This is a genomic window from Rhizobium sp. UGM030330-04 (assembly GCF_003208455.1).
In the GTDB taxonomy this organism is placed as follows: domain Bacteria; phylum Pseudomonadota; class Alphaproteobacteria; order Rhizobiales; family Rhizobiaceae; genus Agrobacterium; species Agrobacterium rhizogenes_A.
Genome location: NZ_QKML01000005.1, coordinates 215,011 through 240,044 on the forward strand (window position 1 = coordinate 215,011; position 25,034 = coordinate 240,044).

The 25,034-nt window shown below is 61.5% G+C and carries 29 protein-coding genes and 1 pseudogene; 22 read left to right on the forward strand and 8 right to left on the reverse strand.

The features are described from left to right. The first annotated feature begins 192 nt into the window (after window positions 1–192). The 4 genes from N434_RS09865 to N434_RS09880 all read left to right on the forward strand — a co-directional run bounded on the left by N434_RS09865 (window position 193) and on the right by N434_RS09880 (window position 3,640). Window positions 193–594, forward strand: coding sequence for a DUF930 domain-containing protein (locus tag N434_RS09865; protein WP_003494410.1), 402 nt, complete (start codon window positions 193–195; stop codon window positions 592–594). A 105-nt stretch (window positions 595–699) separates the two neighbouring features. Next, window positions 700–1,608, forward strand: a complete 909-nt coding sequence (locus N434_RS09870) for a dihydrodipicolinate synthase family protein (protein ID WP_110757458.1) — start codon at window positions 700–702, stop codon at window positions 1,606–1,608. A gap of 53 nt (window positions 1,609–1,661) precedes the next feature. Continuing rightward, window positions 1,662–2,387: a polysaccharide deacetylase family protein gene (locus tag N434_RS09875; RefSeq protein WP_110757460.1), complete on the forward strand. Its 726-nt coding sequence runs from the start codon at window positions 1,662–1,664 to the stop codon at window positions 2,385–2,387. 161 nt (window positions 2,388–2,548) lie between these two features. Further along, window positions 2,549–3,640 (forward strand): bifunctional transcriptional activator/DNA repair enzyme AdaA, encoded by a 1,092-nt coding sequence (locus N434_RS09880; protein ID WP_110757462.1) that lies wholly within the window; start codon window positions 2,549–2,551, stop codon window positions 3,638–3,640. A gap of 340 nt (window positions 3,641–3,980) precedes the next feature. On the opposite strand, the gene N434_RS09885 is transcribed toward N434_RS09880, so the two are convergent. Both N434_RS09885 and N434_RS09890 read right to left on the reverse strand, forming a co-directional pair. Continuing rightward, on the reverse strand, window positions 3,981–5,165 hold the full coding sequence (locus N434_RS09885) for an AI-2E family transporter (protein WP_065115151.1): 1,185 nt from the start codon (window positions 5,163–5,165) through the stop codon (window positions 3,981–3,983). An 85-nt stretch (window positions 5,166–5,250) separates the two neighbouring features. After that, the gene (locus tag N434_RS09890; protein ID WP_110757464.1) at window positions 5,251–6,111 is read right to left on the reverse strand and encodes a VOC family protein; all 861 of its coding nucleotides are present in this window, start codon (window positions 6,109–6,111) and stop codon (window positions 5,251–5,253) included. Between the two features lie 277 nt (window positions 6,112–6,388). Here N434_RS09890 and N434_RS09900 point away from each other — a divergent pair, with 277 nt between their 5' ends. From N434_RS09900 to N434_RS09915, 4 genes and pseudogenes are all read left to right on the forward strand, one after another. Continuing rightward, on the forward strand, window positions 6,389–6,799 hold the full coding sequence (locus N434_RS09900; RefSeq protein ID WP_110757466.1) for a universal stress protein: 411 nt from the start codon (window positions 6,389–6,391) through the stop codon (window positions 6,797–6,799). A gap of 59 nt (window positions 6,800–6,858) precedes the next feature. Then, window positions 6,859–7,179 carry a TraR/DksA family transcriptional regulator gene (locus N434_RS09905; protein ID WP_065115154.1) on the forward strand — a complete coding sequence of 107 codons (321 nt, stop codon included), beginning with the start codon at window positions 6,859–6,861 and terminating at the stop codon, window positions 7,177–7,179. 230 nt (window positions 7,180–7,409) lie between these two features. Continuing rightward, a complete protein-coding gene (gene trhA / locus N434_RS09910; RefSeq protein ID WP_065115155.1) occupies window positions 7,410–8,078 on the forward strand; it encodes a PAQR family membrane homeostasis protein TrhA in 669 nt (222 codons plus the stop codon). A gap of 38 nt (window positions 8,079–8,116) precedes the next feature. After that, window positions 8,117–8,321 (forward strand): annotated as a pseudogene (locus N434_RS09915) (GNAT family N-acetyltransferase); the annotation flags it as partial. A gap of 110 nt (window positions 8,322–8,431) precedes the next feature. On the opposite strand, the gene msrB reads toward N434_RS09915, so the two are convergent. Beyond that, window positions 8,432–8,839 carry a peptide-methionine (R)-S-oxide reductase MsrB gene (gene msrB, locus N434_RS09920; protein ID WP_065115156.1) on the reverse strand — a complete coding sequence of 136 codons (408 nt, stop codon included), beginning with the start codon at window positions 8,837–8,839 and terminating at the stop codon, window positions 8,432–8,434. A 231-nt stretch (window positions 8,840–9,070) separates the two neighbouring features. Between msrB and N434_RS09925 the strand changes: the two genes are divergently transcribed. The 10 genes from N434_RS09925 to N434_RS09970 all read left to right on the forward strand — a co-directional run bounded on the left by N434_RS09925 (window position 9,071) and on the right by N434_RS09970 (window position 17,507). Next, the gene (locus N434_RS09925) at window positions 9,071–11,440 is read left to right on the forward strand and encodes a putative monovalent cation/H+ antiporter subunit A (protein ID WP_110757467.1); all 2,370 of its coding nucleotides are present in this window, start codon (window positions 9,071–9,073) and stop codon (window positions 11,438–11,440) included. Further along, complete coding sequence (locus N434_RS09930; RefSeq protein ID WP_110757468.1) at window positions 11,437–11,856, forward strand: Na+/H+ antiporter subunit B; 420 nt, start codon at window positions 11,437–11,439, stop codon at window positions 11,854–11,856. The genes N434_RS09925 and N434_RS09930 overlap by 4 nt, the downstream gene beginning before the upstream one ends. Continuing rightward, a complete protein-coding gene (locus N434_RS09935; RefSeq protein ID WP_065115159.1) occupies window positions 11,856–12,233 on the forward strand; it encodes a Na+/H+ antiporter subunit C in 378 nt (125 codons plus the stop codon). Before N434_RS09930 ends, N434_RS09935 begins: the two co-directional genes overlap by 1 nt. A gap of 21 nt (window positions 12,234–12,254) precedes the next feature. Then, window positions 12,255–13,829 carry a Na+/H+ antiporter subunit D gene (locus N434_RS09940; RefSeq protein ID WP_110757470.1) on the forward strand — a complete coding sequence of 525 codons (1,575 nt, stop codon included), beginning with the start codon at window positions 12,255–12,257 and terminating at the stop codon, window positions 13,827–13,829. After that, complete coding sequence (locus tag N434_RS09945) at window positions 13,826–14,305, forward strand: Na+/H+ antiporter subunit E (RefSeq protein WP_110757472.1); 480 nt, start codon at window positions 13,826–13,828, stop codon at window positions 14,303–14,305. Before N434_RS09940 ends, N434_RS09945 begins: the two co-directional genes overlap by 4 nt. Continuing rightward, window positions 14,302–14,688, forward strand: coding sequence for a cation:proton antiporter (locus N434_RS09950; RefSeq protein ID WP_110757474.1), 387 nt, complete (start codon window positions 14,302–14,304; stop codon window positions 14,686–14,688). Before N434_RS09945 ends, N434_RS09950 begins: the two co-directional genes overlap by 4 nt. Further along, window positions 14,685–15,017 (forward strand): monovalent cation/H(+) antiporter subunit G, encoded by a 333-nt coding sequence (mnhG, locus tag N434_RS09955; protein WP_065115163.1) that lies wholly within the window; start codon window positions 14,685–14,687, stop codon window positions 15,015–15,017. The genes N434_RS09950 and mnhG overlap by 4 nt, the downstream gene beginning before the upstream one ends. A 432-nt stretch (window positions 15,018–15,449) precedes the next feature. Beyond that, window positions 15,450–15,878, forward strand: coding sequence for a MucR family transcriptional regulator Ros (gene ros / locus N434_RS09960; protein ID WP_003497181.1), 429 nt, complete (start codon window positions 15,450–15,452; stop codon window positions 15,876–15,878). 389 nt (window positions 15,879–16,267) lie between these two features. Continuing rightward, window positions 16,268–16,690, forward strand: coding sequence for a helix-turn-helix domain-containing protein (locus N434_RS09965; RefSeq protein ID WP_110757476.1), 423 nt, complete (start codon window positions 16,268–16,270; stop codon window positions 16,688–16,690). Then, window positions 16,683–17,507, forward strand: coding sequence for a DUF6456 domain-containing protein (locus N434_RS09970; RefSeq protein WP_110757478.1), 825 nt, complete (start codon window positions 16,683–16,685; stop codon window positions 17,505–17,507). The genes N434_RS09965 and N434_RS09970 overlap by 8 nt, the downstream gene beginning before the upstream one ends. A 21-nt stretch (window positions 17,508–17,528) precedes the next feature. On the opposite strand, the gene N434_RS09975 is transcribed toward N434_RS09970, so the two are convergent. Then, window positions 17,529–17,945, reverse strand: a complete 417-nt coding sequence (locus tag N434_RS09975; RefSeq protein ID WP_110757624.1) for a SufE family protein — start codon at window positions 17,943–17,945, stop codon at window positions 17,529–17,531. A gap of 194 nt (window positions 17,946–18,139) precedes the next feature. After that, window positions 18,140–18,565 carry a DUF5330 domain-containing protein gene (locus N434_RS09980; protein WP_110757479.1) on the reverse strand — a complete coding sequence of 142 codons (426 nt, stop codon included), beginning with the start codon at window positions 18,563–18,565 and terminating at the stop codon, window positions 18,140–18,142. 485 nt (window positions 18,566–19,050) lie between these two features. Between N434_RS09980 and N434_RS09985 the strand changes: the two genes are divergently transcribed. The 3 genes from N434_RS09985 to N434_RS10000 all read left to right on the forward strand — a co-directional run bounded on the left by N434_RS09985 (window position 19,051) and on the right by N434_RS10000 (window position 22,070). Further along, window positions 19,051–20,580: a sensor histidine kinase gene (locus N434_RS09985; protein WP_110757481.1), complete on the forward strand. Its 1,530-nt coding sequence runs from the start codon at window positions 19,051–19,053 to the stop codon at window positions 20,578–20,580. Further along, window positions 20,552–21,460, forward strand: coding sequence for a peptidoglycan-binding domain-containing protein (locus tag N434_RS09990; protein WP_161991609.1), 909 nt, complete (start codon window positions 20,552–20,554; stop codon window positions 21,458–21,460). The genes N434_RS09985 and N434_RS09990 overlap by 29 nt, the downstream gene beginning before the upstream one ends. Before the next feature lie 256 nt (window positions 21,461–21,716). Next, window positions 21,717–22,070: a DUF1491 family protein gene (locus N434_RS10000; protein WP_065115168.1), complete on the forward strand. Its 354-nt coding sequence runs from the start codon at window positions 21,717–21,719 to the stop codon at window positions 22,068–22,070. A 74-nt stretch (window positions 22,071–22,144) separates the two neighbouring features. Here the strand turns inward: N434_RS10000 and N434_RS10005 are convergent, their stop codons facing one another. Then, a complete protein-coding gene (locus N434_RS10005; RefSeq protein ID WP_236773672.1) occupies window positions 22,145–23,092 on the reverse strand; it encodes a DUF2336 domain-containing protein in 948 nt (315 codons plus the stop codon). A 553-nt stretch (window positions 23,093–23,645) separates the two neighbouring features. Here N434_RS10005 and N434_RS10015 point away from each other — a divergent pair. Next, entirely contained in the window at window positions 23,646–23,834 is a 189-nt protein-coding gene (locus N434_RS10015) for a hypothetical protein (protein ID WP_065115171.1), read from the forward strand. 20 nt (window positions 23,835–23,854) lie between these two features. On the opposite strand, the gene N434_RS10020 is transcribed toward N434_RS10015, so the two are convergent. Together N434_RS10020 and N434_RS10025 are read right to left on the reverse strand one after the other, a co-directional pair. Further along, complete coding sequence (locus tag N434_RS10020) at window positions 23,855–24,403, reverse strand: DUF1254 domain-containing protein (RefSeq protein ID WP_065115172.1); 549 nt, start codon at window positions 24,401–24,403, stop codon at window positions 23,855–23,857. Beyond that, window positions 24,396–24,983 carry a DUF1214 domain-containing protein gene (locus tag N434_RS10025; protein ID WP_065115173.1) on the reverse strand — a complete coding sequence of 196 codons (588 nt, stop codon included), beginning with the start codon at window positions 24,981–24,983 and terminating at the stop codon, window positions 24,396–24,398. The genes N434_RS10020 and N434_RS10025 overlap by 8 nt, the downstream gene beginning before the upstream one ends. Between the last annotated feature and the right edge of the window lie 51 nt (window positions 24,984–25,034).

Below are 25,034 nucleotides of genomic sequence, written 5' to 3' on the forward strand. Positions count from 1 at the left end.
GCGGCACCAAGATGTAGAGCGGGCCTTGCGGCCGATCAAGTTTCAAATCTCCACAGGCGGAATGCAGCTCGGGCACAATTTCGTCAGCTTTCGATCACATTTTGGCAATATCCGGCAAATCAGCGATGATGCGCTCAGGTCGCCCGGCCTGCCGCAATCACCAAGAACAAACGAAAAAACTGACAGGATCCCATGCGAAAGCTTCTTCCCGCTGCCCTTTCTGCCTTTTTCCTCGGCTTGCAGGCCTTTACCCCCGCTTTCGCGATCGACGCCAGCGTCATGCGGCAGCTGAATGCGCTCGCCCCCGAAGAGCGTCTGGAACAGCGCTGCGATATCGAGGCGATGGAGAGGATAGCGACGGAGCAGAAGGGCATGCGGCCGGACAAGGTCATCGCCTATACCTTCGGCGATCCGGAAGTTGGCAAGAACTCCATCAAGGCGCCGGGCGCGGTCTTCAGAAGTTCCGGCGAATGGTACAAGCTCAAATACAAGTGCCAGCTGAAGAGCGACAGCCTCAGCATCCAGTCCTTCGATTACCGCGTTGGCGACCGGATTCCCGAGGAGCAGTGGAAGAAGTTGTATCTTTATGACTAAGCAAGGATTTTTTCGGTTGTCGGCAGGGGTTTAGCCGCCGCTTTTCTTGCCGCTCCGCCACCGGCTCTGTAACCCTGCCTGCCGATCAAAGCGAGGGAGACGGGCATGGCGACACGATTCAAGGGACTTTCGGCTTTTCCGATCACGCCGGCCGATGAGGCCGGGCGGGTGGACACGCAGGCCTTTTCCGCGCTGATCGAGCGGCTGGATGTGGCGGATGTCGATTCCGTCGGCATTCTCGGCAGCACCGGCATCTACATGTATCTCACGCGGGAAGAAAGACGCCGCGCCATCGAGGCGGCAGCGGCGATCCTCAGGGGCAAGCGCATATTGATGGCCGGCGTCGGCGCATTGCGCACCGATGAGGCGGTGGCGCTGGCGAAGGATGCGGAAGCGGCCGGCGCCGATGCGCTGCTGCTCGCACCCGTCTCCTACACGCCGCTGACGCAGGAAGAGGCCTATCACCATTTCGCCGCCGTGGCCGGCGCGACGGCCCTGCCGCTTGCCATCTACAACAACCCGACGACAACCCGCTTTACCTTCAGCGACGAGCTTCTGGTGCGGCTTGCCTATATCCCCAATATCCGCGCCATAAAGATGCCGCTGCCGGCCGATTCCGATTATGCGGGTGAGCTTGCGCGGCTGAGACCGAAGCTGACAGATGATTTCGCCATCGGTTACAGCGGTGACTGGGGCTGCGCCGAGGCCACGCTTGCCGGCGGCGACACCTGGTACAGCGTGGTTGCCGGCCTGCTGCCGGTTCCGGCCCTGCAATTGATGCGGGCGGCTCAGGCCAAGAATGCGGAAGAGGCAAAGAGGATCGATGCGGCCTTCCAGCCGCTCTGGGCGCTGTTCAAGGAATTCGGCAGCATCCGCGTGGTTTACGCCGCCGCCAACATCCTGCAACTGACGGCGTGCGAACCGCCCCGGCCGATCCTGCCGCTCACCAGCGCGGAACGCCAGCGGGTGGAAGAGGTGCTGGAGGCACTTTCCGGGCTGGAAAGCGCGCCATAATTCGGGCGCTTTGCGGGCGGATTGCCACGTCCTTACACTTCGGAAAGCCAAAAATGCTGCGTCGCCTCTTCATTGCCGCCCTGTTAGTCTCTGCTTCATCCGCCGCGTTCGCGGGCACCGGCCTTGTCGAGCCGACGCTGAAGATGACGCCGCAGCATGACGGCAAGGTGCGGGTGGCGATGACGCTGGATGCCTGCATGGGCAAGACCGATCACCGCATTCTCGATACGCTGGTGAAGGAGCGCATTCCGGCAACGATCTTCGTTACCGCCCGCTGGCTGAAACACAATGGCGAAGCGCTCGCCGTGCTCATGGCGCATCCGGACCTGTTCGAGATTGAAAACCACGGCGAAAACCATGTACCGGCGGTGGACAGGCCGGTTTCCATCTACGGCATCGCCGCCGCCGGCTCTGAAGCGGCGGTCGAGCAGGAAGTGGAGGGCGGCCGCCAGGCGATCGTTGCCGCCACCGGTCTCCAGCCGCAATGGTTCCGTGGTGCGACGGCCAAATACACCAGATCCTCCATGGCCACCATCAACCGGCTCGGCATGCGGGTGGCCGGTTATTCCGTCAATGGCGATGGCGGCTCGCTGCTGGGGGCGGCGATGACGGCAAAACACATCGCCTCGGCAAAAGATGGCGACGTCATCATCTCCCACATCAACCAGCCCACCCATGAGGCGGGCGAAGGCGTGGTGAAAGGCCTTCTGGCGCTGAAGGCGCGCGGCGTCATCTTCGCCCGGCTGGACGACCCATCCTTCGCGCCGCCGGGGAACTGACCCGCAAGGTTGCCGCCCATTTCTTCTCCCCCCTCGGGGAGAAGAAATATGCCGTACTCGCTCGGTCCTGAAGCGACGCGGGCGAAAAGAACCGGCGGCATCCCCACATCCATGCCTGTTTTTCGGCGGCGCGGAACAAAAAATTGGGCTAGCATCCTCCCATGATGCTGTTCAAACGCCCCGACACCGAAACGTTATATTCCGCCCTTGTGAACAAGGACCCCGCCTATGAAGGCGTGGCCTATGTCTGCGTGACCTCGACCAAGATTTTCTGCCGCTTCACCTGCACGGCCAGAAAACCGAAGATCGAAAACTGCCGGTTCCGCGAAACCATTGCCGAATGCCTGGAGGCCGGTTTCCGTCCCTGCAAGCGCTGCAAGCCGATGTTGTCCTACGGCACCGCCGACGAGACCGTCTCTTCGCTTCTGACGGCGCTGGAAAACGAGCCGGCGCGCCGCTGGCGAGAGGAGGATGTGGTGGCGCTCGGCCATGATCCCTCCACCGTGCGCCGCAGCTTCAAGCGTCGTTTTGGCATGAGCTTTCTGGAAATCGCCCGGCTGCGGCGGCTGGGTGATGCGGTCACGGGCCTTGCCTCCGGCGAAGCGGTGATCGGTGCGCAGATCGATGCCGGTTACGAATCCGGCAGCGGCTTCCGCGCCGCCATCAACCAGTTCTTCGGAGCCTCGCCCGCCGCCATGAAGGGCAGGGGCTTCCTGAGGGGCGACTGGATCGACACGCCGATCGGGCCGATGCTGGCCGTTGCCGATGACCATGCCCTGCATCTCCTCGAATTTGCCGACCGGCCGGCGCTCCCGGCCGAGTTGAAACGGCTGAAGGCCCGCACGGGCGCCGACATGGTGCTGGGCAGGACGGCGGTGACCGGCCAGATCGCGGCGGAACTTGCCGCCTATTTCGCCGGCAGTTCGGCCATATTCGAAACCCGGCTTGCCGGTCACGGCACGCCTTTCGAACGCGATGTCTGGCGCAACCTGCGGGAAATCCCGGCGGGAGAGATCGTCAGCTACTCCTCCCTCGCAACCGCCATGGAACGACCGTCGGCCGTGCGTGCGGTCGCCCGCGCCAATGGTGCCAACCAGATCGCCATCGTCGTTCCCTGCCATCGGGTGCTGGGTGCGGATGGCAGCCTCACCGGCTATGGTGGAGGCCTGTGGCGGAAGAAATGGCTGATCGAGCACGAGCGCCGCATGGTGAGCGCGCAGGGGAAGGTGCAGGGACTGCCGCTCGCTTCCTGAGCAGCCGGGGGCTGGCTTTAGGGAGGTTGTCCGTTGATGGTGGCGCGTGGGGTTTACCCCCCTCTGCCCTGCCGGGCATCTCCCCCTCAAGGGGGGAGATCGGCAGGAGGCCCTACCATTGCTCCATTCGCAACTGTCGTGATGGGCGAAACCCAACCGCTTGTCGATCTCCCCCCTTGAGGGGGAGATGCCCGGCAGGGCAGAGGGGGGTAAGCTCCACGCGCTGCCGTCAACGGACAACCTCCCGAAAGCCCACCCCCCGGAGCGGTTTCGCCTTCCTTCAAGTCACGAAAACACTCCAATTCCCTGTTTGTCGCATTTCCTGCCGGAAAGCCGGTGTTTAATCCGGCAGTTTGGGCGTGACCCGGCGCGACGGAAACAGTTCCCGTGTCGCCGTCATGGCGATCAGCGACAGCGGCAGGGCCAGCATGGCGCCGGCCGCCCCCCACATCCACGTCCAGAAGATGATCATCACGAAGACGAGGAACGGGTTGATTTCCATGTTGCGGCCCACGACAGCCGGGAAGGCGAGGTTTTCCATCAGCAGGTGAATGGTGAAGAAGATCGCCGCCGGCAGAAGAGCCAGAATGATGTTGTCATGGGTGATGATGCCCGCCACCGTCAGCGCTATCGTCATGGCGGTGATGCCGAGAAACGGCACGAAACTGGAGAGGAAGGCGAAGAGCCCCCACAGGAGCGGCATGGCCAGCCCGCCGAAATAGGCGATCACCACCATCGTCACGCCGAGCCCGGCATAGATCAGCGCCGCCGTGGCGAAATAGGTCCCGAGCACCTCTTCCACCGAACCGATGATGCGGATGGTTCTGAGCCGCTGATGGCGGGCCGGGAAGGCCATGATGATCGCCTTGCGCAGCCGCAGCCGGCTATAGAGAAACATCAGCAGGGCTGCGAGGAAGATCAGGCCCTGAATGACCGCAGGGGTGACGTTGGAGCCGAGCAGCGAGATGATCTCGCCGCTGCGGGAAATCAGCGATTCCATCGACATCGACCCCATGCTGAAACTGGCCGCCGAAATATTCAGCCATCTGAGACTTTGCAGATAGGGCAGGAAGCGGTCGATGCTGCGCTCCACCAGCGCCGGGCCTTCCGAAGCGAGGAGCGAGAGCGGCTCGGTGAGCGAATTGATGACGAAAAACATCACCGCCGCCACGAGGCTTGAAAGAATGAGCGCGACGCCGAAACCGGGAATGCCGTAGGAGCCGAGTTTTTCGGCGGCGATGCCGAGGATCATGCCCACAACGATCGCCATCACCACCGGGATGAGGATGAGCGACAATTCGTGGATGACGGCCATCAGCATGATGAGGAAGATGCCGATCACCGACCAGGCGACAACCACATCCAGGGCTTCGCGGCCAAGCGGCTGCTGGCTGCGGGCATCGTCGCGGTGGGAACCGGACGCAGGCGGCTCCAGCGGATCGCCTTTTGATGCCGGAGCGGCTGCGGTGCCGGCGCCATTGTGGTTCAAAGTGCCGGTCTTGTCCGGTCTGGCATTTTCATTCATCGAGCGGTCCCCCAATAAGGTGACAAACGTTCGAAAAATATGGCGGTTCCGGGGCGGCACAAATTTCTGCCGCCCCTTTTTGCGTTTATGCGGAAAGCTTTAGCCCGATGCCCCACGGATCTTTCAGGGCAATGCCGTCAGCCTGCCGTTCGGTGGCGATTTCCAGCCGGTCGAGTGCGGCAACCGCCCTGTCTAGCGCTTCGGGCTCATTGAATTTCAGCGAATAACCGGAAAGGCCGGTCATATTGTCCTTGCGGGCGGCGGCACCCCGGCTGTTCCAGATATTGGCGGCCACATGGTGGTGATAGGCGCCGGAGCCGAAGAAGCTCGCGCCCGGATAACGCGCCATGATCTTCAGGCCCAGCACATCCTGATAAAATTCATCCGCCTGCGGAATATTGCCGACCTGCAGATGGATATGGCCGATGGCCGTTCCTTCCGCCGCACCGGTAAAGGCCGTCTTCGGCGCGCTGTCGTAAAGCGCCTGAAGGTTGAGGCCGAGTGTGGCCATCTCCACCGTGCCATCCGGCTGGTAGGTCCATTCCGATGGCTGCCGGTCGCGATAGACCTCGATGCCGTTGCCTTCGGGGTCGGCAAGGTAGATCGCCTCGCTGACCAGATGATCGGATGCGCCCTGAAACTGCACGTTGTTATGGGCGGCATGGGCCAGCCATTGCGCCAGATCATCACGGCTCGGCAGCAGGAAGGCGGTGTGGAACAGGCCGGCGGCATTGCGCGGCGCGCGTTCCGCCGTGTTGGAGGTGGAAAGCGTCAGGAGCGGCTGGCCATTCACGCCCAGAACCTCGCCGCTCTGGCTCTTTTCAAGGACCGAAAGGCCGATGATCTTCTGGTAGAAATCCGAAACGCGCGGCAGATCGTGAACGATGAGATGCGCCTGGCCGACATAGGCCGGTCGCGTCAGGGCGAATTGTTTGATTTCACTCATCATAATCTCCATATTGAATATGACGCGCCGGAAAGCGGATCGGCGGTCGCCGGCATCGGCCGACGCCGCTTCGCGGCGTTTGTCTGTCGTGAATATGGGCGGATTTCGTCGTTCAGCAAAGATCGTCGTCTGGCGATTGACCGTCCACTATTTGTTGACAACGCCCTGCGGCGGGACCGACGCGGCCTTGACTTCGATCAAGGCGAAGGCCGCTGCGGCGGGGAAATATGGGTTTAGCCTGATACGCGAACGGCGGATAACGCCAAAGGAGACAGCCATGTACAAGAAGATCATCGTACCGGTAGACCTCAGCGCCACCGACAAGGGGGAAAAGATCCTTGAAAAGGCCAAGACGCTGCTGGACCCCAACGGCGAGATCGTCCTCATCAATGTTGTTGAGGAATTGCCCGGCTACATGGCGATCGACCTGCCCGTCGACCTCATCGAAAACGCCATCAAGGACGCCAAGGCGAAACTTGCGGAATTGAAGGCAAAGAGCGGCTTTAACGGCAGCCAGGAAATCAGAAGCGGCGCGCCGGCGCGCGAGATCATCGCGGCGGCGGAGGAACACAAGGCCGATCTGATCATCATCGCGTCGCATACGCCGGACTTTACCAATTATTTCATCGGCGCCACCGCCGACCGCGTGGTGCGCCACGCCAAGTGCTCGGTGCTGATCGACCGGTAAAGGGCGGTCACAAAAGGGTTGCGGGCGAATGCCCGCCCGCACCGGCTGGAGGAAAGACCATGAATGTCGAAAGCTATGAGAAAATCCTGCGCGACCGCCAGCGTGAGCTTTATCGCCGCCTGCACCGGATCGAGGCCGATTTTGAACAGCCGCGCAATCCCGACGACGAGGACCGCGCCACTGAGCGCAACAATGACGAGGTGCTGGACGAGATGGGGCAGGTGGGGCAGGACGAGCTGCGCGCCATCGACGCCGCGCTCGACCGCATCGCCGAGGGCACCTTCGGCATCTGTGTCAAATGCGGCAAGAGGATTTCCGACGATCGGTTGAAGGCCGTGCCCTATACGCCGTTCTGTCAGGAATGCGCTGCGGCTTTGTGATACGCGACTGAAAAGGGCCGCGAGGTCGCCGCGAGTTTCTTCTCCCCGCCGGGGAGAAGAAGCAGACGGCAACCGCTCGCTCCAAAGGCGTTCGTTGGCTCAAACAAAACGCCACCTCTCCTTTCGCAACAGCATCGAACGCAATTTGATCGCCGTTAACCGGCCGCTGTCTTGTTCCTGTCTAATATTGTCTCCATGCTTTGGTGAAAGCACGCAGACAGGATTGGACTATGAGTGATTTATGGCGGTTCGGGCGCCAGTATGATTTTCACGAGATCGTCGCCGATGGCATCGTCCATGGCGTTGGCATCGTTTTTGCGCTGGTCGGCGCCACGGCGCTGATTTTTTACGCGACCGCCTGGGGGACGCTGAGCGCGATTGCGGCCGCATGGATCTACGGTCTCGGTCTGGTCGCCTGTCTTTCCGTGTCCTTCACCTACAATATCTGGCCGCACTCCAAGGTGAAATGGTTCCTGCGCCGGCTGGATCATTCGGCGATCTTCATCCTCATTGCCGCCACCTATACCCCCTTTCTGATGCGTGGCATAAACGATCCGCTGATCGCCACCATGCTGGGGTTGATCTGGCTCGCCGCCCTCTGCGGCATCCTCCTCAAATGCCTGTTTCCCGGCCGCTACGACCGGGTGGCCATCGGCCTTTATCTCGCCATGGGCTGGAGCGGCATCATGGTGGTCGAGCCCTTGTCGTCTCACCTCGCCCCCCTCACGCTCTGGCTGATCGTCGCCGGCGGCATCATCTATTCGCTTGGCGTGATTTTCCACGTCTGGGAAAAGCTGCGTTTCCAGAACGCCATCTGGCACGCTTTCGTCGTCGCCGCCGCCGCCGTTCATTATTTCGCCGTGGTCACCGCGTTCAGCCTGGTTCCGCTGACATCCTGAAGCCGGTTTCGAGGCTCGCCACAGACGCCGGACAATGCCACGGCACCGGCAGACGGCCGATGCCGGCGCTTGTCGACCATGCCGCCGCCAATGAGGTGCATGTGCCGGTCGTCGCCATCGAGGCGGAAAACATCGCTTCCATTCGCCCGCAAGAAAGCTTCGGTTTCAGGGGCGTCGGGAGATTTTCGGAGGTTCGGCACCAAGTTCGAGCGGTGGCTGGACCTGACGTGCATGGCGCTGAAGGCCACCCATGAATCGGGCGAGTGCCGCACAGTTCCTCTCCCCGCCGGGGGGAAGAAACAGGCGGCATCGTTTTGCCACACGCGGCCAATTGAGGGGGGGCTAAACCCGTCTTAAACCGGCTCGAACACCATTGAATGGCCGTTGATGCAGTAACGCAGGCCGGTCGGCTTCGGGCCGTCGGGGAAGACGTGGCCGAGATGGCCGCCGCAATTGGCACAGCGGATTTCGGTGCGCACCATGCCGTAGCTCGCGTCACGATGTTCCGTCACCGCACCCGGCTTCACCGGCTCGAAATAGCTCGGCCAGCCGCAGCCCGCATCGAATTTCGTGTCGGAGAGGAACAGCGGCTCGTCGCAGGCCGCGCAGCGATAGAGGCCCTTTTCGAAACTGTCCCAGTAGGGTCCGGTAAAGGCGCGCTCGGTGCCGTGCTCGCGCAGGATGCGATATTGCTCCGGGGTCAGCTGCTCACGCCAGTCGGCATCGCTCTTGTTGACTTTGGGGGGTGTCAGATCGCTCATGGAATGATCCTTTCTGTTCCTGCCAGAAATAGTCATCGCCGTTACGGATTGAAAGAGGACACATCTCAATAACGAGTCCGTTATGCTGCGGATCGGGAGTCGATTTGGGTTGAGATGATGTTGCCTATGCCTTAACTGAAAATTCGATTTGAAAAAGAGAACGCCAGTCATTGGCGCGCGGGGTTGGGGACACCCCAGGCAGATGTGTGGGGGACACCCCGGGAGATGTGAATGACATCAGATGTCACGCAGCTGACATTCCTGTCGCTGTTTTTGCCGTTTATGGCGGCGCTCGCCGCGCCGGCGCTGGTGAAGAGGTTGGGGCACAATGCCGCCTGGCTGCTGGCGCTTGCGCCGGGGCTTGCCTTTGTCCATTTCGCGCTGATGCTGCCTGGCATCGCGGCGGGCGGGATCGTGACCGGCGGTTATGCCTGGGTGCCGAGCTTCAATCTCAGCTTCTCCTGGTTCATCGATGGCCTGTCGCTCACCTTCGCGCTGCTGATCACCGGCATCGGCCTGCTGATCGTGCTTTACGCCGGCGGTTATATGAAGGGACATCCGCAGCAGGGCCGGTTCCTGTCCTTCCTGCTGCTGTTCATGGGGGCGATGCTGGGCGTCGTGGTCTCCGACAGCCTGCTGATGCTGTTCGTTTTCTGGGAACTGACCTCCATCACCTCTTTCCTGCTGATCGGCTTCGATCACGAGCGTGCCGCCTCGCGCCGCGCCGCCTTGCAGGCGCTGGTGGTGACGGGTGGCGGCGGCCTGCTGCTGCTTGCCGGGCTGATCTTCATCTGGGACATGAGCGGCATGACGCAACTGTCGATGCTGGTGCGCGGCGGCGATATATTGCGCGACAGCCCGTTTTACCTGGCCGCGCTGCTGCTGGTCCTCGGTGGCGCCTTCACCAAATCGGCGCAGTTTCCCTTCCATTTCTGGCTGCCAAACGCCATGGAAGCACCGACGCCGGTTTCGGCCTATCTGCATTCGGCAACCATGGTGAAGGCCGGCGTCTATCTGCTGATGCGCCTCAATCCGGTGCTTGGCGATACCGCCGCATGGCAGATCCTGCTGCCCTTCTTCGGCGGGCTGACCATGCTCACCGGCGCGCTGCTGGCGGTGCGCCAGACCGACCTGAAGCTGATGCTCGCTTATACCACCGTATCGTCGCTCGGCCTTCTGGTGATGCTGACCGGCTTCGGTTCGGACCACGCCATCGAGGCCGCGGTGCTTTATCTGGTGGCGCATTCGCTGTTCAAGGGTGCCCTGTTCATGGTCGCCGGCATCATCGACCACGAGACCGGCACGCGTGACGTCACGAAGCTCGGCGGCTTGCGCAAGGCCATGCCCATCACCTTTGCGGCGGCGCTGGCCGCCGCGATTTCCATGGCCGGCCTGCCGCCGTTTTTCGGCTTTCTCGCCAAGGAAGAGATTTATTACGCGCTGGCGCATGGCAATCCGCGCGCCGTGCTGTTTACCGGCATCGCCATTCTCGGCAACGGGCTGATGTTCGCCGTCGCCTTCGCCGTGGCGCTGAAACCCTTCCTCGGCAAGCCGGTGAAAACCCCGAAACACGCGCATGAAGGCCCGCTGCTGCTCTGGCTCGGCCCGGCGCTGCTGGCGCTGAAGGGGCTCACCATCGCCCTCTTTTCGGGCATCGCGCATTTCTACATCTCCACGCCCATGGCAAGCGCCATTGCCGGCGAGCCGCGCCCGGTGGAAATCTCGCTCATTCCCCATATCGGCGTGCCGCTCGGCCTGTCGCTGCTCACCGTTGCGCTCGGCATTGTCCTCTATACGCAGCTTGCTCCCCTCCGCAGCCTGATGGACCGCACGTTCAAGGCGTTGGGGGCAGGGCCGGACAGGGGGTTCGATGTCTTCATCGAAGCGCTGGTGAAAATCTCCTTCCACGTCACACGGATCATCCAGCCCGGCCGGCTGGAGTTTTATGTCACCGCCACCTTCGCCGTCATCGCCGCCGTGCTGCTTGCACCGCTGTTTCTTTATGGTGAACTTCCGGCGGTGCCCTCGTGGCCGCGCGATATGCAGATCCATGAGCTGACCTTCATCGCCATCGCAGTCGCAGGCCTTGTCGCTGTCCTGACGGCGTCGAGCCGGTTGACCGCCATCATCGCGCTCGGCATTCAGGGCTTTGCCGTGGCGGTGATTTTCCTGCTGTTCGGCGCGCCTGATCTGTCGTTTACGCAATTCATGGTCGAGACCCTGTCGGTGGTCATTCTGACGCTGGTCATGACGCGGCTTCGCCTGTCGCCGTCGGACCATCGCGGGTTTGGCCAGAAGCTGCTGGACAGCACCATCGCCATTGCCTGCGGCACCGGCTTTGCCCTGTTCCTGATGCGGGCGACGCAAACGAGCTTCGATAACCGCCTGACGGACTTCTACAACACCTATTCCAAGGTCATCGCCCATGGCGCCAATGTGGTGAACGTCATCATCGTTGATTTCCGCGGCACGGATACGCTGGGCGAAATCGCCGTGGTAATGATCACCGGTCTCGCCATCCTAGCGCTCATCCGCATCCGCCCGGCCGCCGCCGTCAAGGGGCCGGCAAAGGCGGTAAAGAAGAAGGGAGCGCGGGCATGAATACGCTCATTCTGCGCACCGTCGCCCCCGTCATCACCAGCCTCATGGTGCTCTTCTCGATCTTCGTGCTGCTGCGCGGCCATAACGAGCCGGGTGGCGGTTTCATCGGCGGGCTGATCGCGGTTTCGGCGCTGGCGATCTATGGCATCGCTTATGGTGTCGCTGCGGTCAGGCGGGCCATCGTGTTTCACCCGCTGTCGATCGCAGGCGCGGGGCTGCTGATGGCGATGCTCTCCGGCCTCATTTCGATTGCCGCCGGCGTGCCCTTCATGACCGGGCTCTGGGTCTATCCCGGCCTGTTCGGCGTCGAGGTGCCGCTTTCCACCGTCATGTCCTTCGATATCGGTGTTTACCTCGTCGTGGTCGGCGCCATCACCTCCATTGCGCTTGCGCTGGAAGAAAGGGAAAGCGACTGATGGAAGCGGTCTTCTCCATTCTCGTCGGCATCTTCTTTTCGGTGGCGATCTATCTCATGCTGTCGCGCCACAGCATCCGCATGCTGCTCGGCATCGCCATCCTCGGCAATGCCGTAAACCTCCTGCTGTTTACGGCGGGCAGGCTGACGCGCGAAGTGCCGCCGATCATCCCGGCCGGCATGGACGCCCTGCCGGCTGGCACCGCAAACCCGCTGCCGCAGGCGCTGATCCTGACGGCAATCGTCATTTCCTTTTCCTTCTTCTGTTTCCTTCTGGTGCTGACCTGGCGTGCGTTCCAGGAGTTGCAGACCGACGACACGGACGAAATGCGCACCGCAGAACCGGCCGGCGAGCCAATGCCGCCGCTCGGTTACTGAGCGGGCGGAGCATAGACAGACATGGCCTCATCTACCCCTTCCGCGGTTACCGATCTTTCTGCAGCGCTCGTCATGACGCCTGTGCCGCTGTCCGACTGGCTGATCATCCTGCCGGTTGCGCTCTGCATTGGTGCCGGCGCCGTGCTGATGATGATGCGTCACGCCATCCGCCACCATGCGGCCGTCGCCATTGTGGCGCTCTTCCTGCTTGTGCTGCTCGATGCAGCACTTTTGTGGAAGGTCGCGACGCAGGGCCCGTTCACCATGGTCATGGGCCGCTGGCTGCCGCCTTTCGGTATCGCATTCACCGCCGATCTGACCGGAGCGCTGCTGTCGCTTGCCGCTGCCATCGTTGCGCTTGCCGGCGCCATCCATGCCGCCGGCGATATCGACGCCAGCGGCAGGCGCTACGGCTTTTATCCGTTCCTGATGCTCCTGATGGCGGGCGTTAGCGGCGCTTTCCTGACGGGTGATCTGTTCAACCTCTATGTCTGGTTCGAGGTGCTGCTGATCTCATCCTTCGGCCTGATCGTGCTCGGCTCGACGCGCGAACAGATCGACGGGGCGCTGAAATACGCCATATTGAACCTCATCGGCACCACGCTGTTCCTGATCACGGTCGGTTATCTCTACGCCATCTTCGGCACGCTCAACATGGCCGATATCGCGCTGAAGGCGAACGGGCTGCGCGCAACCGCGCCGCTGATGACGCTTGCCAGCCTGTTCGCGCTCGCCTTCGCCATGAAGGCCGCCGCCTTTCCGGTGAATTTCTGGCTGCCCGCTTCCTATCACACGCCGCGCATCGTCGTGTCCGCCCTGTTCGGCGGCCTGCTCACCAAGGTCGGTATCTATTCGCTGCTGCGCGTCATGGTCATGCTGTTTCCGGTCGAGAGAGAGGAACTCAGCATGGTCATCGCCGTTTCGGCCGCGCTGACCATGGTGCTTGGCGCGATGGGCGCGCTCGCCCAGAACGACATCCGCCGCATGCTCGGTTATATCGTCATATCGGGCATCGGCTACATGATGGCGGGTATCGCCATCGGCACGCCGTCGGGTGTGTCAGGCGCGATCTTTTACGCGCTGCATTCCATGGTGCTGATGACGGCGCTTTATCTTGCCGCCGGCCATGCCGCCCGGCTTGGCGGCGACTTCAGCCTGACGGCGCTGAGCGGTCTTTACCGGCAGGCCCCATGGTTTTCGGCACTGGCACTGGCGCTGTTTTTCGCCGGCTCCGGGCTGCCGCCGTTTTCCGGCTTCTGGCCGAAGGCGGTGCTGGTCAAGTCGGCGATCGATATCGGCGCCTGGTGGCTTGCCGCCGCCATTCTTGCCTCCGGCTTCATCGCCACCATCGCCTTCGGGCGGATATTCCTGCTGTGTTTCTGGCGCCCGGCGGCACCGGCGGGCCGGCCGCCATCACAGGCATCGTCCTCTCCGGCGATCCCGTCCGTCGCGCCGCTGCTCGGGCTGACCCTGCTGGTGGTGGTTTTCGGCCTGTTTCCCGAAAGCCTGCTCAATCTCAGCCAGCAGGCGGCGGCGGGGCTCGCTGATCCCCAGACCTATATCCAGTCGGTGTTTTCCGAGGGGGGCAAACCATGAGCCTCTATATCGTGCTGTCGATGTTCCTCGCCATCTGGCTTGCCATAACCGGCAGCGTCACGCCGGCGAATATCGTCTTCGGCCTCATCATCTCGGCGCTGGCGCTCGGGCTTATCCGTCATCAGATACCCAGGGGCAACAATCACCGGCTGCGGCCGATGCGGGTGCTGTCGCTCGTGCTGCTGTTCTTCAAGGAACTGGCGCTGTCGGCCTGGAAGGTGGCCATGCTGGTGACGCGGCCGAAGCTTGACGTGAAGCCCGGCATCTTCGCCTATCCGCTGACGGTGACGACGGATTTCGAGATCACCCTGCTTGCCAATCTCATTACCCTCACCCCGGGCACGCTTTCGGTCGATGTCTCCGCCGACAGAAAGACGCTCTACGTCCATGCGATTGACTGCAGCGATATCGATGCCGCCAGAAGCGACATCCGCAACGGCTTTGAAAGAAAGATCATGGAGGCGTTTCAGAAATGACTCCGGAACAAATAGTTTCATTTGCAACTATACTTGCGTCGGTTGTTCTGTCAGTGGCCTTTCTGCTGACAGTATATCGCGTGGTCGTCGGGCCGACCCTGCCGGACCGGATCGTCGCTCTCGACATGCTGGTCGGCATCGCCATCGGCTTTATCGCGGTCATCGCCATCCGCACCGGCTTCAATCTTTATGTCGATATCGCGATTGCGCTCGGGCTGGTCGGCTTTCTGGCGACGGTGGCCTTCGCCCGTTTCGTGCTGTCGCGCGGCCCGGATGCCGGACGGAGTTCGAAGGCGGTGCTGGACGGCGGTCGTGCATCGGAAGCCATTGAGAAAACATCAAAAAATCCGCATCGTGGCGGAAAAGGAAAGGGCGGACGATGACCGGCTGGTTCGTTGCCATTCTCGTTGCGGCACTCACGGTCTCGGGAGCTGCCTTTTCACTGATCGCCGCAATCGGGCTCAATCGCCTGCCTGATCTCTATACCCGCATGCATGCCGCCTCCAAGGCGGGAACGGTGGGGTCGGGGCTTCTGCTTCTGGCGGTGGGCATTCATTCCATGGACATGCCGACACTGGCGCGGGCGCTTGCCGGTTTCTTCTTCTTCATTCTGACGGCGCCGGTCTCCGCACATCTTCTGGCGATGGCCGCGCACAAGGCAGGTTATCCGCTTGACGATAAATCGGTAGTTGATGACCTGAAGAAAATTTGAAGTTGAATTCCCCCTAATAATAAGGGGTACGCATTTTCAATTACTACTTGGCATAGTATTTTATTACCCGTGATTTTTTGTATTCCGATTAGACTGTTTTGAACTGAAAAAACGACACTAGGAATTTGACTTTTGCTGTTTTGCTGTTATCCAAATTAAGTGTAAAGTTGCTACTCGCGATTTGCATCTAGCCTCTTCATAGTCGGCATAGGCATTTTATTAATGTCTAATCTATGGTCGGTCAGGCCATTGCTGCCCATGTTGCGGGCCGTAAGTTGAATCTCGGACCAATACGTTTCCGGTTTTCGCTTGAAATCTAGGGGTAGATTTCACGTTGGTTTCAACAGGGCGAAGGTGGGGCACCGGGTAACTTCACATCGCTCGATGCGGCGTTCGCCCGCTTCAGGGGATCAATAAACAGGAGATACTTAAATGACGGAAACTGCATACGGTAACGCCCAGGATCTGCTGGTCGAACTGACGGCGGATATTGTGGCTGCCTATGTTAGCAACCACGTCGTTCCGGTAACAGACCTTCCCGGCCTTATTTCGGATGTTCACACGGCACTCAGCGGCACCTCGGCACCGGCATCGGTGGCGGTCAATGTCGAAAAGCAGAAGCCTGCCGTCTCGGTTCGCAAGTCGGTTCAGGACGATCATATCGTCTGTTTGGAATGCGGCGGTTCGTTCAAGTCGCTGAAGCGCCATCTCACGACGCATCACAGCATGACGCCGGAAGAATATCGCGAAAAATGGGACCTGCCGGTCGACTATCCGATGGTTGCGCCCGCCTATGCCGAAGCCCGTTCGCGGCTCGCCAAGGAAATGGGTCTCGGCCAGCGCCGCAAGGCCAGCCGCTAATCGGATCTGCCTGTTCTTCTCCCCGCCGGGGAGAAGATGGCCCGGAGGGTCAGATGAGGGGGCAAGCTCTCCGCATATCGCCGACATGGCCCCTCAACGCGCTGTCGCGACCTTCTCCCCGGCGGGGAGAAGGCGGCAAGCGGAACCCGTCCGCTTCACATGTTTCCTTTGAAACTGTCTTTACCGTCACATGAATGTCCAGCCGGTCCATCGACCGGCTTTTTTATTGCCGCGTCGAATCTTGTGTGAGGAAAAAAATCCTTTATCGCGCGCATCGCCTCTGCAAAAGTAAAACCATATCAAGCGCATATTCTTTCCCGCCAAATTCGCGCTTCCCCATATTTGCTTCCGGGTGTATGAATTAATTCCTATTCGTAAAGGAGTTGCATATGCCGTCGGATATATTGCCCCTGCCTGTCACCGCCCGGCCATGCGTGCCGGTCTCCGATCGTCATTTTCGCCGTTTTCCGCCGGCCGCGGGACGGGAGGAGATTTCGCGCATCTGCAGGCTGGTCCGGCAGCTGACCGCTGAAATGCTGCTGCTGACCGGCGAGCGCCCGGCGGTGCGCCGCGACCGTCGGCGCAGCGAATGCCATATCCGCCAGATCGCCATGTATGTGTGCCATGTGCAGCTTGGCATTCCCATGTCGGATATCGGCCCCTGTTTCGGCAGGGACAGAACCACGGTCGGCCATGCCTGCCAGGTGGTCGAGGACCGCCGTGACGAGCCCGCCTTTGACGAGTTCGTCGCCGCGCTGGAACGGCTGGCCGGCAGCATTTTCAACGTGGTGAAAGGTGTGCGGGATGAGTGAGGTAAAAAGCACTCCTGCCGCTCCCCACGACCCGGCGCTGCTGCGGCTCCTGCGCTGCGTCGCAGCCGGTCCGGCGGACATTCGTGAGGATGGCGGGGATATCCTCCTGCATCGGGCGCGGGCAGGGCATTCGGCGTTGCGGTTTCCGGCGGCTCTGGTGCAGCTCGCGCTCTCTTCGGGGCTGGTCGAGAGACGGGACGACATCCTCAGTGCCGCGCCGCCGCTTGCCTCCTGTCTGAGACGGGCGATGGCGAAGGACCGGGACGAGATTTTTCAGGAACAGCACCGGGATTTGCAGACCGTGGTCGTTGAGGTCGAAGGCGACAGGCAATCGGCCCGGCGTAACCTCAATACCTCGCCTCTGACCGGTCTCGCGCGCCTGAAGGACCGGGACGGCTCGGCCTTTTTTCCGGCGGAAGCCCTGCAGGCGGGCGAACGTCTCGCGGCTGATTTCCATCGTGGCCACCTCAACCCCAGGGTGACGGCAACATGGGAACCGCGCACAGCAAACCGGACGAAGGGAGAGGCGGGAGGCGCGCTCGATCTCACCGAGGCGGCGATGGCGGCACGGACCCGGTTTACCCGCGCGGTCGATGCCATGGGGCCTGAACTCTCGGGCGTCGCGATCGATGTCTGCTGTTTCGAAAAGGGGCTGGAGGTGGTGGAGCGGGAACGGCAATGGCCGGCGCGCTCCGCGAAACTCTTGCTCAGGGCGGCGCTTCTGTCGCTTGCCCGGCACTACGCGCCGCCGCCCGGCGGCGCCAGAAGGACGAACCACCATTGGGGCGACGAAGATTATCGTCCTTCGATGGCGTGACGATGGGGATGCGGTGACGGATCAGGCGGCGAGCAGCCGTGCTTCCTCGCGAATCCGCTTGATCATGGAACGCAGGCCGTTAGCGCGCTGCGACGAGAGATGTTCCACCAGCCCGATCTTGTCGAATACCTCGATGGCGTCAAGATTTGTGATCTCGGAGGCCTTTTTGCCGGAATAGACGGCGAGAACGATGGCGACGAGCCCGCGCACGATATGCGCGTCCGAATCGCCCTCGAAGGTCAGGAGAGGGTCTTCGGCGCCGTCGCTGTGGCTGACGAGCCAGACCTGGCTTGCGCAACCCTGCACCTTGTTCTCGGCGGTGCGCTTCTCTTCCGGCAGATCGGGAAGCGCCTTGCCAAGTTCGATGACATAACGGTAGCGGTCTTCCCAGTCGTCGAGGAAAGCGAAATCGTCAAGGATCGTGTCGAGAGAGGCCATCTTGTACGCCGTATCGTCCATTATTGCATGTCTTTGCTACGATATAGGGCAAGTGCAGGCGCTTTTGAACCATGCCCGCAACGAAAAAGCCCACGGAAAACAGGTTTCCGTGGGCAAGTCAGGCAGGCAGTCGGCAGCCGGACGATCCGGCTGCGAGAAAGATGCGGCGCGCGACGACGCGCGGCCGGCGGCGATCAGGGGGCAGGGCGCTTCTGCGGCAGGGGAATGACGGTGCCGGTCTTCAGCATGTCGGTATTGCCGGGAAATTCGACGCTGACGGTCGGGGCTTCCGCCATTTTTCCCGTCTCGGCGGCCACTTCAGCGGCAGGGGCGGTCTTGTCGCCGGCGGCAAGCTGCCTGTCGAGCAGTTCATAGGCGACCTTTGCGCCTTCCTTCGCCCGCTCACCCAGCGCATGGAAGGTTTCCGCGCCCTTGACGCAGACATCGGGCTTTTCGATGCAGATGGCGCTGACATAACGATAGGCCTCGCCCGCTGCCGAAACGGCGCTGGGAATATCGAAGGCCGAAGGTTCCTTGGCCGGATCGTTGCTGCTGCCGAAATAGGACAGCGCCACCAGTACCAGCGAAAACCAGAATGTTCCTTTGATCAGAAACCACATTGTCAGACACCCTGCCAGATGATCTTTGTTTTGAAGCCCCGCCCGGTTTCGGGTCATCGGCCTTTGTCCCGTTTTTCGGGCTTGTGAAGAAGCTACAGGCGACCGGCGAACAGCCGATTGCAAAAAGCGGCGCAATTTAATTCAAATTGTATCTATTCTCCTCGTATCGGGACGCCTGCCATCAATTCATTCGCATTTTAACAGTCCATGTTAAGCATAATTGCGACAGAGGCCGCGCGTTCCGGGCGAAAGCGGCGGCATGCTTTGCCACAAAAGTTAACACGATGGCAAAAATGAAGCGAAATCCGTCGCTTACCCGTCATTAACCATGATTGGCAAAGCTTCGGGGAAATGCCCCGTATTGGGACTGCGGGGCGTTTGAAGGCCGTTTGAGGCCATTCTTTTTATCCATTCCTTAAGCCGCCGCCTTCTATTGTCGGAGCCGTTAAATCCGTCTCAGGGATTCGGTATTGGTATTGCGTAATATGAGAGAAAAAGCGGTCGCACTGGTCGACCATGCCGCGGGCAGATGGCTTGCGCGCATGGAGGAGGACGCCGAAAGGCGCGCCGGAACCGTTGCGCGCCTGCGCCGCCTGATTGCCTTCAGCGCGGTTGGCCTTGTCGTTGTGCCCGCCCTTTTCAGCCTCGTCTTCAGCCCGGCCATCGCGCTGCCCATCGGCGCAGCCCTGGTGCTGGCGCTGTTTCTGTCCGCCGCCGCCCTGTCGATCGCCTTTTCCCACCCCGCGCGCGGTGCGGCATCCTTGTCCGAGCGGGCCGGAGACGATGATCTCGTGGCGGCCTCGCAGGTGCCGGGCCTCGTTCTCACCATCAATGAGAACGGCATCGTCGAACGGGTTTCCGGTCGTGACCGTGAGACATTCCCGACCGAGCTTCAGGCGAGCAGGGGCCATGTCTTTGCCGAATTTGTCTATGTCTCCGACCGTATCGAACTGATGCAGGCCTTTGATCTGCTGCGGCAGGGCGAGGACATGGCCAGCGCCGAGCTTCGCTTCGAAACCGGCGCAAAATCGCGCCAGGCACAATTCATGCACGCCCGCATGGAGATGACCGCCATCCGTGGCGCGACCGGCCGCCTGCGCCGCATCGTCGCCCAGCTTTCCGACGTTACGGAAATGGAGCGTCTGCGCCGCGATGTCGCCCGCAAGGCGGCGGAAGCGGAATCGGCCAATGACGCCAAGTCACGTTTCCTTGCCGCCGTCAGCCACGAGCTGCGCACGCCGCTCAACGCCGTCCTCGGTTTTTCCGATATTCTGGCGGGCGAATATTTCGGCCGGCTGGAAAACGACCGTCAGCGGGAATATGTCGGCCTGATCCGCCAGTCCGGCGCGCATCTGCTGTCCGTCGTCAACACGATGCTGGATATGAGCAAGCTGGAAGCCGGCCGTTACGAGCTGATCATGGAAAGCTTCCCGATTGCCGAAACCATCGAATCCTGCGAGGCCATGCTCGGCTTGCAGGCGAAGGAAAAAGGCCTGACATTGACCAGCCGCATCCAGCGCGGTATCGGCGAAATCTCGGCCGACCAGCGCGCCATCCGGCAGGTTCTCATCAATCTGGCCGGCAATGCCATAAAATTCACCGATGCGGGTGGTGTAGTGTCGATTGACGCCGCGCGTGAAGGCAGGCTGCTGAAGCTGACGGTCAGCGATACCGGCATCGGCATCGCTTCCGACAAGATCGACCTGCTGGGCCAGCCCTTCATGCAGGTTCAGAATGAATATACCCGTCGCTATGAGGGCACGGGTCTTGGACTGTCCCTGGTCAAGGGTCTCGTGGCACTGCATGGCGGCACTTTCGCCATCGCCAGCCAGCCCGGCGAGGGAACAGTCGTAACGATCATGCTGCCTGCCGACGGTTCCGGCATGGCGGCTGGCGAAGGTGCTGAAACCGAATGCATGGTGGAGTTTCCGCCGCGCATCCGGCAGCTCGGCGATATCGCCGCAATGATGAAGAAGGATGGTGACGATGGCCCCGCGAAAGCGAAAATCGCCTAAGAAAACAACGGCCCAGATTGGCGCCGGGTTTGTTTCCTTGGTGGTTGCGGCCATCGGGCGCGAAATCCTGCGCCATCCGAAACTGGTCGGCGGCTGCGGCGCCTTCGCGGTTGTCTTCGGGTTTGTCGCCGCCAATGCGCTCTGGTACCAGCCGGGCGTTCATCCGTCTCCTTTCCTGCGCACGCGTGATGCGGAAAACCCGAACGGTATTGCCGGCTATCGCCCGGCCGAACCGCTCGGCACCCAGGGCAATGTCACCACCTTCCGCATAGAGCGACCGGCAGAGACGGAAACGGCACAGCCGCCGGCGGCTGAGACCGCGGCACTGCCGGCCGCCGAAAGCCAGAAACCGCAGCAGATCGTTGCCGATATTCAGGCCGAACTGAAGAAGCGCGGGCTCTACGAGGGCGAGGCCGATGGGCGCATGGGGCCGAAGACGGCCGCCGCCATCATGTTCTTCGAAGAGACGCTCGGCATGGAGCAGACCGGCGAGCCGACGACCCGGGTGCTGGCGGCCCTCAGGATCGACGGCGCCACCGTTGCCGCGATCCCCAGGGACCGGCCTTCCGACACCAGCGGCGGCGTCGAGATCGACCCGGTCGCGGCTGCCATCCGCAAGGCGGAAGCACCGCGTCCCAGGGCTGAACCCGTTTCACTCAACAGTGCGGCCGCCACCGCCAAGCCCGCAAGCCGGGATCTGATCGCCAAGATCCAGCAGGGGCTGATCAATATCGCCTATGCCGACGTGAAGGTGGACGGTGTGGCCGGCCAGCAGACCCGCAACGCCATCCGCGCTTTCGAAAAACATTATCGCCTGCCGGAAACCGGCGAGCCGAGCGAGGCCGTGCTGAAGAAGCTGAAGTCGATCGGGGCGATTTGAGGTTTCAGCTTCAGGAGGTTGTCCATTAACAGTGGGCCGAAGATGCGTGTGGTTTTACCCCCCCTCTGCCCTGCCGGGCATCTCCCCCTCAAGGGGGGAGATCGATCTGCGGCAAGGTCTCGCCTCTCTCAACGTTTGCGCGTGAAGCGGTGTCAGTGCCTCTTGCCGATCTCCCCCCTTGAGGGGGAGATGCCCGGCAGGGCAGAGGGGGTAAAGCCCCGCGCACCTTTGGCAGCGTAAAATCGAAAGCACATCCATGCGCCTCAAATCCGAAATGTTCGTTTCCGCTCTCATCCGCCGCGTCTTCGCCGCCGGCGGATTTGCCGCCGTCGAAAAGAAGGGTGCTGAAGAGGCGGGTGCGATTTTCATCCGTCAGCGTCTGCGCGATGGCCGCGAAAACCTCTACGGACCCGCGCCGCAAAGTTTCGCGGATGACGAGGAAATCCGCGCGGAGCGCCGTTTCGAAACACGTCTTGCCGGTGCGGAAGGCGAGGAAAGCACAGCTCTTCTGGAAAGGGAGCGTCGTTTCGACAGCGATCTGTGGGTCGTGGAGATCGAAACCGACGAGATCGGAACATTGCTGACACTGGTGGATCAGCCCAGGGCCTAGAACCGGGAAAGGTGGGCTCCGGTTCTCCGTCCGGGAATGGCCTCGCGCTACCGAAGACGCAAGGCCAGCCGCGCTTAACCCTGCGTCCCGGTCCGCTGCGCAGCCGGTGTGCTGCGGCCCGGCCGTTCGCGGCCATGTGTATAGCTGTCGGCCCGCCGCCAGCTTTCCAGCCGCTCTTCGCATTCGACGATGTCGAGACGGTCGAGCAGGGCTTCGGCACGGCTCATGTCGCCTTCGGCGGCGGAAAGATGCGGATAGAAGCACTGCAGGACGAAGGCCGCCTCGGAAAACTCCATTCCAAGGCCGCTCAGGGTCGTTGCAAGCTGCGCGCCTGATATATCGAGCATGATGCGCTCCGACAGCCAGTAGCTGGACGAGAGCGAATCCGCCAGCGCAATGGCGAATTGCCGGGCATTGCGCTCACGGGCAAAACGCACGAGCAGCGCTTCCTGCACTTCACTCAGGCGGCGAAGGCCGAGCACGTCGCTTTCCGGGCGGTTGAGATGGTGCGCCATCTGCTTGATGCGCTGGCGCATTTCCTCTTCCAGCGCCGATGCGGCGGCAATTTTTACTGTTGTCGCAAGGGGGGCGGCTGCTTCGGGTGTTTCCGTCGCTGTCGCCGCCGCCTGCGGTTCGGCTGCATTCGTCTCTTCATCCGGCCGCTTCAGGTCTTCGGCATGGCGAAGCCCCACGAGCGCATCGATGACGGTGGGAGAAAGGTCCTCGCGCCGGACGATCGCACGCGCATGTGCGGCACCCTGCGTGCGGGCAACGGTGATCAGCGTATCGTCATCAAGGCACTTCGATGCCGTGAGGAAGGGGGCGGCGAGCGAAATCGGCTGGCAGGCGATGAAGAAGGCGACGGCCGAAGGCACGCTCGGATGCTGGGAGAGCGCGGCAATCGCCTCCCGCTTGGCTTCCTCCGTGGAGGCGTTGAAAAGCGGCATGAAGAGTTCGGCGAACTGCCTGAGGTCCGTTTTTGACGGATGGGAAACATTCTCGAAATTCGTCACGGTGGCCATCAGCACCACATCTTTCTTCCTCACGGCTCTTGGCCTCTCAAGTTCTCGAAACCGGTCGGTCAACGCACTACCCAACAAACGCAAACACAATATCGGATCAAATTAGAGCAAATCCGTTGACGTCCTGTTAACTATGGGGGGTGGCAAGAGAGATTCCGCATCTATCAACAAGGAAATTTTAAAACCTTCATGACGGAAAAAATGCCATGGAACTTTGCCGCATCGCCTTGGTTTTCAACGGGTGCAGCCTTGTCGGCGATAAATCGGCGTCCGGTGATTAGGGTTAACGGATCATTAACCTCTGTCTGTTTGTAATTTCATGGGCAGTATTAGGATTCCATGTTATTCTGGCGTTCGGAATAAAAGCCAAATTGGCGGCGAGATGCCTGAATGTCCGCATAGTCCCGGGTTAAACCCTTCGCGGTTTCCAGGACGTGCGAGAACCAGCCTGTGGGCTGGGTTGTGCGCAATGTGATGGTGATGAAATTCCCGACGCAAGACGAGGCTTGCGCGGTTCCCATGGGCAACATTGACTCCCGAAGAGGAGACGAGCATGGCAGACATTATTCCAATCGGCGACGCCCGACGAAGCCTGCGCCCCGCCGGAATGCCCGGCACGGTGATCGGCCCGGCAAAGGTGGTGCTGTTTACCGGCGTGCGTTATGAAAAGCGCGATCAGGAGCCGTCCGGCAAGGTGGCGCGCAAGGGCAAGCCCGCGCCGGAGACCGCGCTGAAATCCTGACTACCCGTGATGAACCGGCGTTATTTCCACGGCGTCGGCTGGCATTTCGCCTCGTTCAAGAAACGTTCCGCTTCTTCCCCGAAGCTTGGCTGCGGCACCAGCGTCCGCAATACCACATATCCTTCCGTCTGATCCGATTCCGCCAGAATGGCCTGCGACAGCGAGGGCGGCTGCGCCTTTCGGATGGCGGCGATCTGCACCGCATCGGCCACCAGAATGTCCATGACGCCGGCGGCCGAGGTGCGGTCGTTCATGCTGAACACCTCGTTCGAAGCCTTGTCGTAAACCGCGACCGACCAGAAGGGCACGGCGCCGATGGCGGTCAGCCGGATCGGCTTTTCCTCGATATCGAAGGTGCAGACGGCAACCCGCATGAAGGGATCGCCGCTGCCAAGCGTCTTTTTCTCCGTCGTTTCCTCGAGCAGGTGGAAAAGATGCGGCTTTCCCTCCGCCACCGCGCGCGTATAGGCATCGCGATTGCTGAAATGCGGTATCGCCAGAAGAATGATGACATGCAGCACGGCGGCGGCGACAAGGCCGGTGAGGATGGCGAGCAGGACCCTAAGCATTGCCACACCCCAGCTTGCGGATCTGCGGCATGGCGATGTCGATCAGGCCGGAACTGCCGGCAACCGGCGTGTCGAGCAGCGTCATGACGAGCTTGAATGTCTGGCCCTGTGGCACAGCCAGCCAGTTATAGGTCTGGGCATCAGGGGCGATGGTGATGTCGACGCCGCCATCGGCGCTGCGCAGAAGCGTGCGGGAATTCAGCGCGAAGGGTCGCCCGGCATCTTCGGCCAGCACATTGCCCTGCTGGTCGGCGGTGTAGATCGTCCAGAAACGCGCGGGCGGCACGGCGCCCGCCAGCCGGTAGCGGCACTCGCCGCTCAGCCGTTGCCCGTCGCTGTCGACGGAGGCGGTAAAAGCCAGCCCTTCCGCGGTTCCGTAAAGCAGCTTGCCGGCATCGGCGCGGTGCGATTTGGCGTAAGGGTCGGCCTCGATCGTCTGCGCTTCGGGAAACGCATCCCAGGAGCCGATGCGGATCGAGCCGAAGCCGGATGTTGCCTCAAGTGCTGCCAGCGTCGCGGCAATACCGCCGCCAAAGGCGATCAGAAGGGCGATGCCGACTAGGAATGGAACTCGAAACACGCTGTTTTCCCGTTTTTGAACAGGTCGAGGACTATCACTGATTCCCTGTTT

Coding starts and splice junctions, on each gene's coding strand:
- N434_RS09865 (WP_003494410.1), top strand. CDS start 193: ATGCGAAAGCTTCTTCCCGCTGCCCTTTCTGCCTTTTTCCTCGGCTTG.
- N434_RS09870 (WP_110757458.1), top strand. CDS start 700: ATGGCGACACGATTCAAGGGACTTTCGGCTTTTCCGATCACGCCGGCC.
- N434_RS09875 (WP_110757460.1), top strand. CDS start 1,662: ATGCTGCGTCGCCTCTTCATTGCCGCCCTGTTAGTCTCTGCTTCATCC.
- N434_RS09880 (WP_110757462.1), top strand. CDS start 2,549: ATGATGCTGTTCAAACGCCCCGACACCGAAACGTTATATTCCGCCCTT.
- N434_RS09885 (WP_065115151.1), bottom strand. CDS start 5,165: ATGAATGAAAATGCCAGACCGGACAAGACCGGCACTTTGAACCACAAT.
- N434_RS09890 (WP_110757464.1), bottom strand. CDS start 6,111: ATGAGTGAAATCAAACAATTCGCCCTGACGCGACCGGCCTATGTCGGC.
- N434_RS09900 (WP_110757466.1), top strand. CDS start 6,389: ATGTACAAGAAGATCATCGTACCGGTAGACCTCAGCGCCACCGACAAG.
- N434_RS09905 (WP_065115154.1), top strand. CDS start 6,859: ATGAATGTCGAAAGCTATGAGAAAATCCTGCGCGACCGCCAGCGTGAG.
- trhA (WP_065115155.1), top strand. CDS start 7,410: ATGAGTGATTTATGGCGGTTCGGGCGCCAGTATGATTTTCACGAGATC.
- msrB (WP_065115156.1), bottom strand. CDS start 8,839: ATGAGCGATCTGACACCCCCCAAAGTCAACAAGAGCGATGCCGACTGG.
- N434_RS09925 (WP_110757467.1), top strand. CDS start 9,071: ATGACATCAGATGTCACGCAGCTGACATTCCTGTCGCTGTTTTTGCCG.
- N434_RS09930 (WP_110757468.1), top strand. CDS start 11,437: ATGAATACGCTCATTCTGCGCACCGTCGCCCCCGTCATCACCAGCCTC.
- N434_RS09935 (WP_065115159.1), top strand. CDS start 11,856: ATGGAAGCGGTCTTCTCCATTCTCGTCGGCATCTTCTTTTCGGTGGCG.
- N434_RS09940 (WP_110757470.1), top strand. CDS start 12,255: ATGGCCTCATCTACCCCTTCCGCGGTTACCGATCTTTCTGCAGCGCTC.
- N434_RS09945 (WP_110757472.1), top strand. CDS start 13,826: ATGAGCCTCTATATCGTGCTGTCGATGTTCCTCGCCATCTGGCTTGCC.
- N434_RS09950 (WP_110757474.1), top strand. CDS start 14,302: ATGACTCCGGAACAAATAGTTTCATTTGCAACTATACTTGCGTCGGTT.
- mnhG (WP_065115163.1), top strand. CDS start 14,685: ATGACCGGCTGGTTCGTTGCCATTCTCGTTGCGGCACTCACGGTCTCG.
- ros (WP_003497181.1), top strand. CDS start 15,450: ATGACGGAAACTGCATACGGTAACGCCCAGGATCTGCTGGTCGAACTG.
- N434_RS09965 (WP_110757476.1), top strand. CDS start 16,268: ATGCCGTCGGATATATTGCCCCTGCCTGTCACCGCCCGGCCATGCGTG.
- N434_RS09970 (WP_110757478.1), top strand. CDS start 16,683: ATGAGTGAGGTAAAAAGCACTCCTGCCGCTCCCCACGACCCGGCGCTG.
- N434_RS09975 (WP_110757624.1), bottom strand. CDS start 17,945: ATGGCCTCTCTCGACACGATCCTTGACGATTTCGCTTTCCTCGACGAC.
- N434_RS09980 (WP_110757479.1), bottom strand. CDS start 18,565: ATGTGGTTTCTGATCAAAGGAACATTCTGGTTTTCGCTGGTACTGGTG.
- N434_RS09985 (WP_110757481.1), top strand. CDS start 19,051: ATGAGAGAAAAAGCGGTCGCACTGGTCGACCATGCCGCGGGCAGATGG.
- N434_RS09990 (WP_161991609.1), top strand. CDS start 20,552: ATGGCCCCGCGAAAGCGAAAATCGCCTAAGAAAACAACGGCCCAGATT.
- N434_RS10000 (WP_065115168.1), top strand. CDS start 21,717: ATGCGCCTCAAATCCGAAATGTTCGTTTCCGCTCTCATCCGCCGCGTC.
- N434_RS10005 (WP_236773672.1), bottom strand. CDS start 23,092: ATGGCCACCGTGACGAATTTCGAGAATGTTTCCCATCCGTCAAAAACG.
- N434_RS10015 (WP_065115171.1), top strand. CDS start 23,646: ATGGCAGACATTATTCCAATCGGCGACGCCCGACGAAGCCTGCGCCCC.
- N434_RS10020 (WP_065115172.1), bottom strand. CDS start 24,403: ATGCTTAGGGTCCTGCTCGCCATCCTCACCGGCCTTGTCGCCGCCGCC.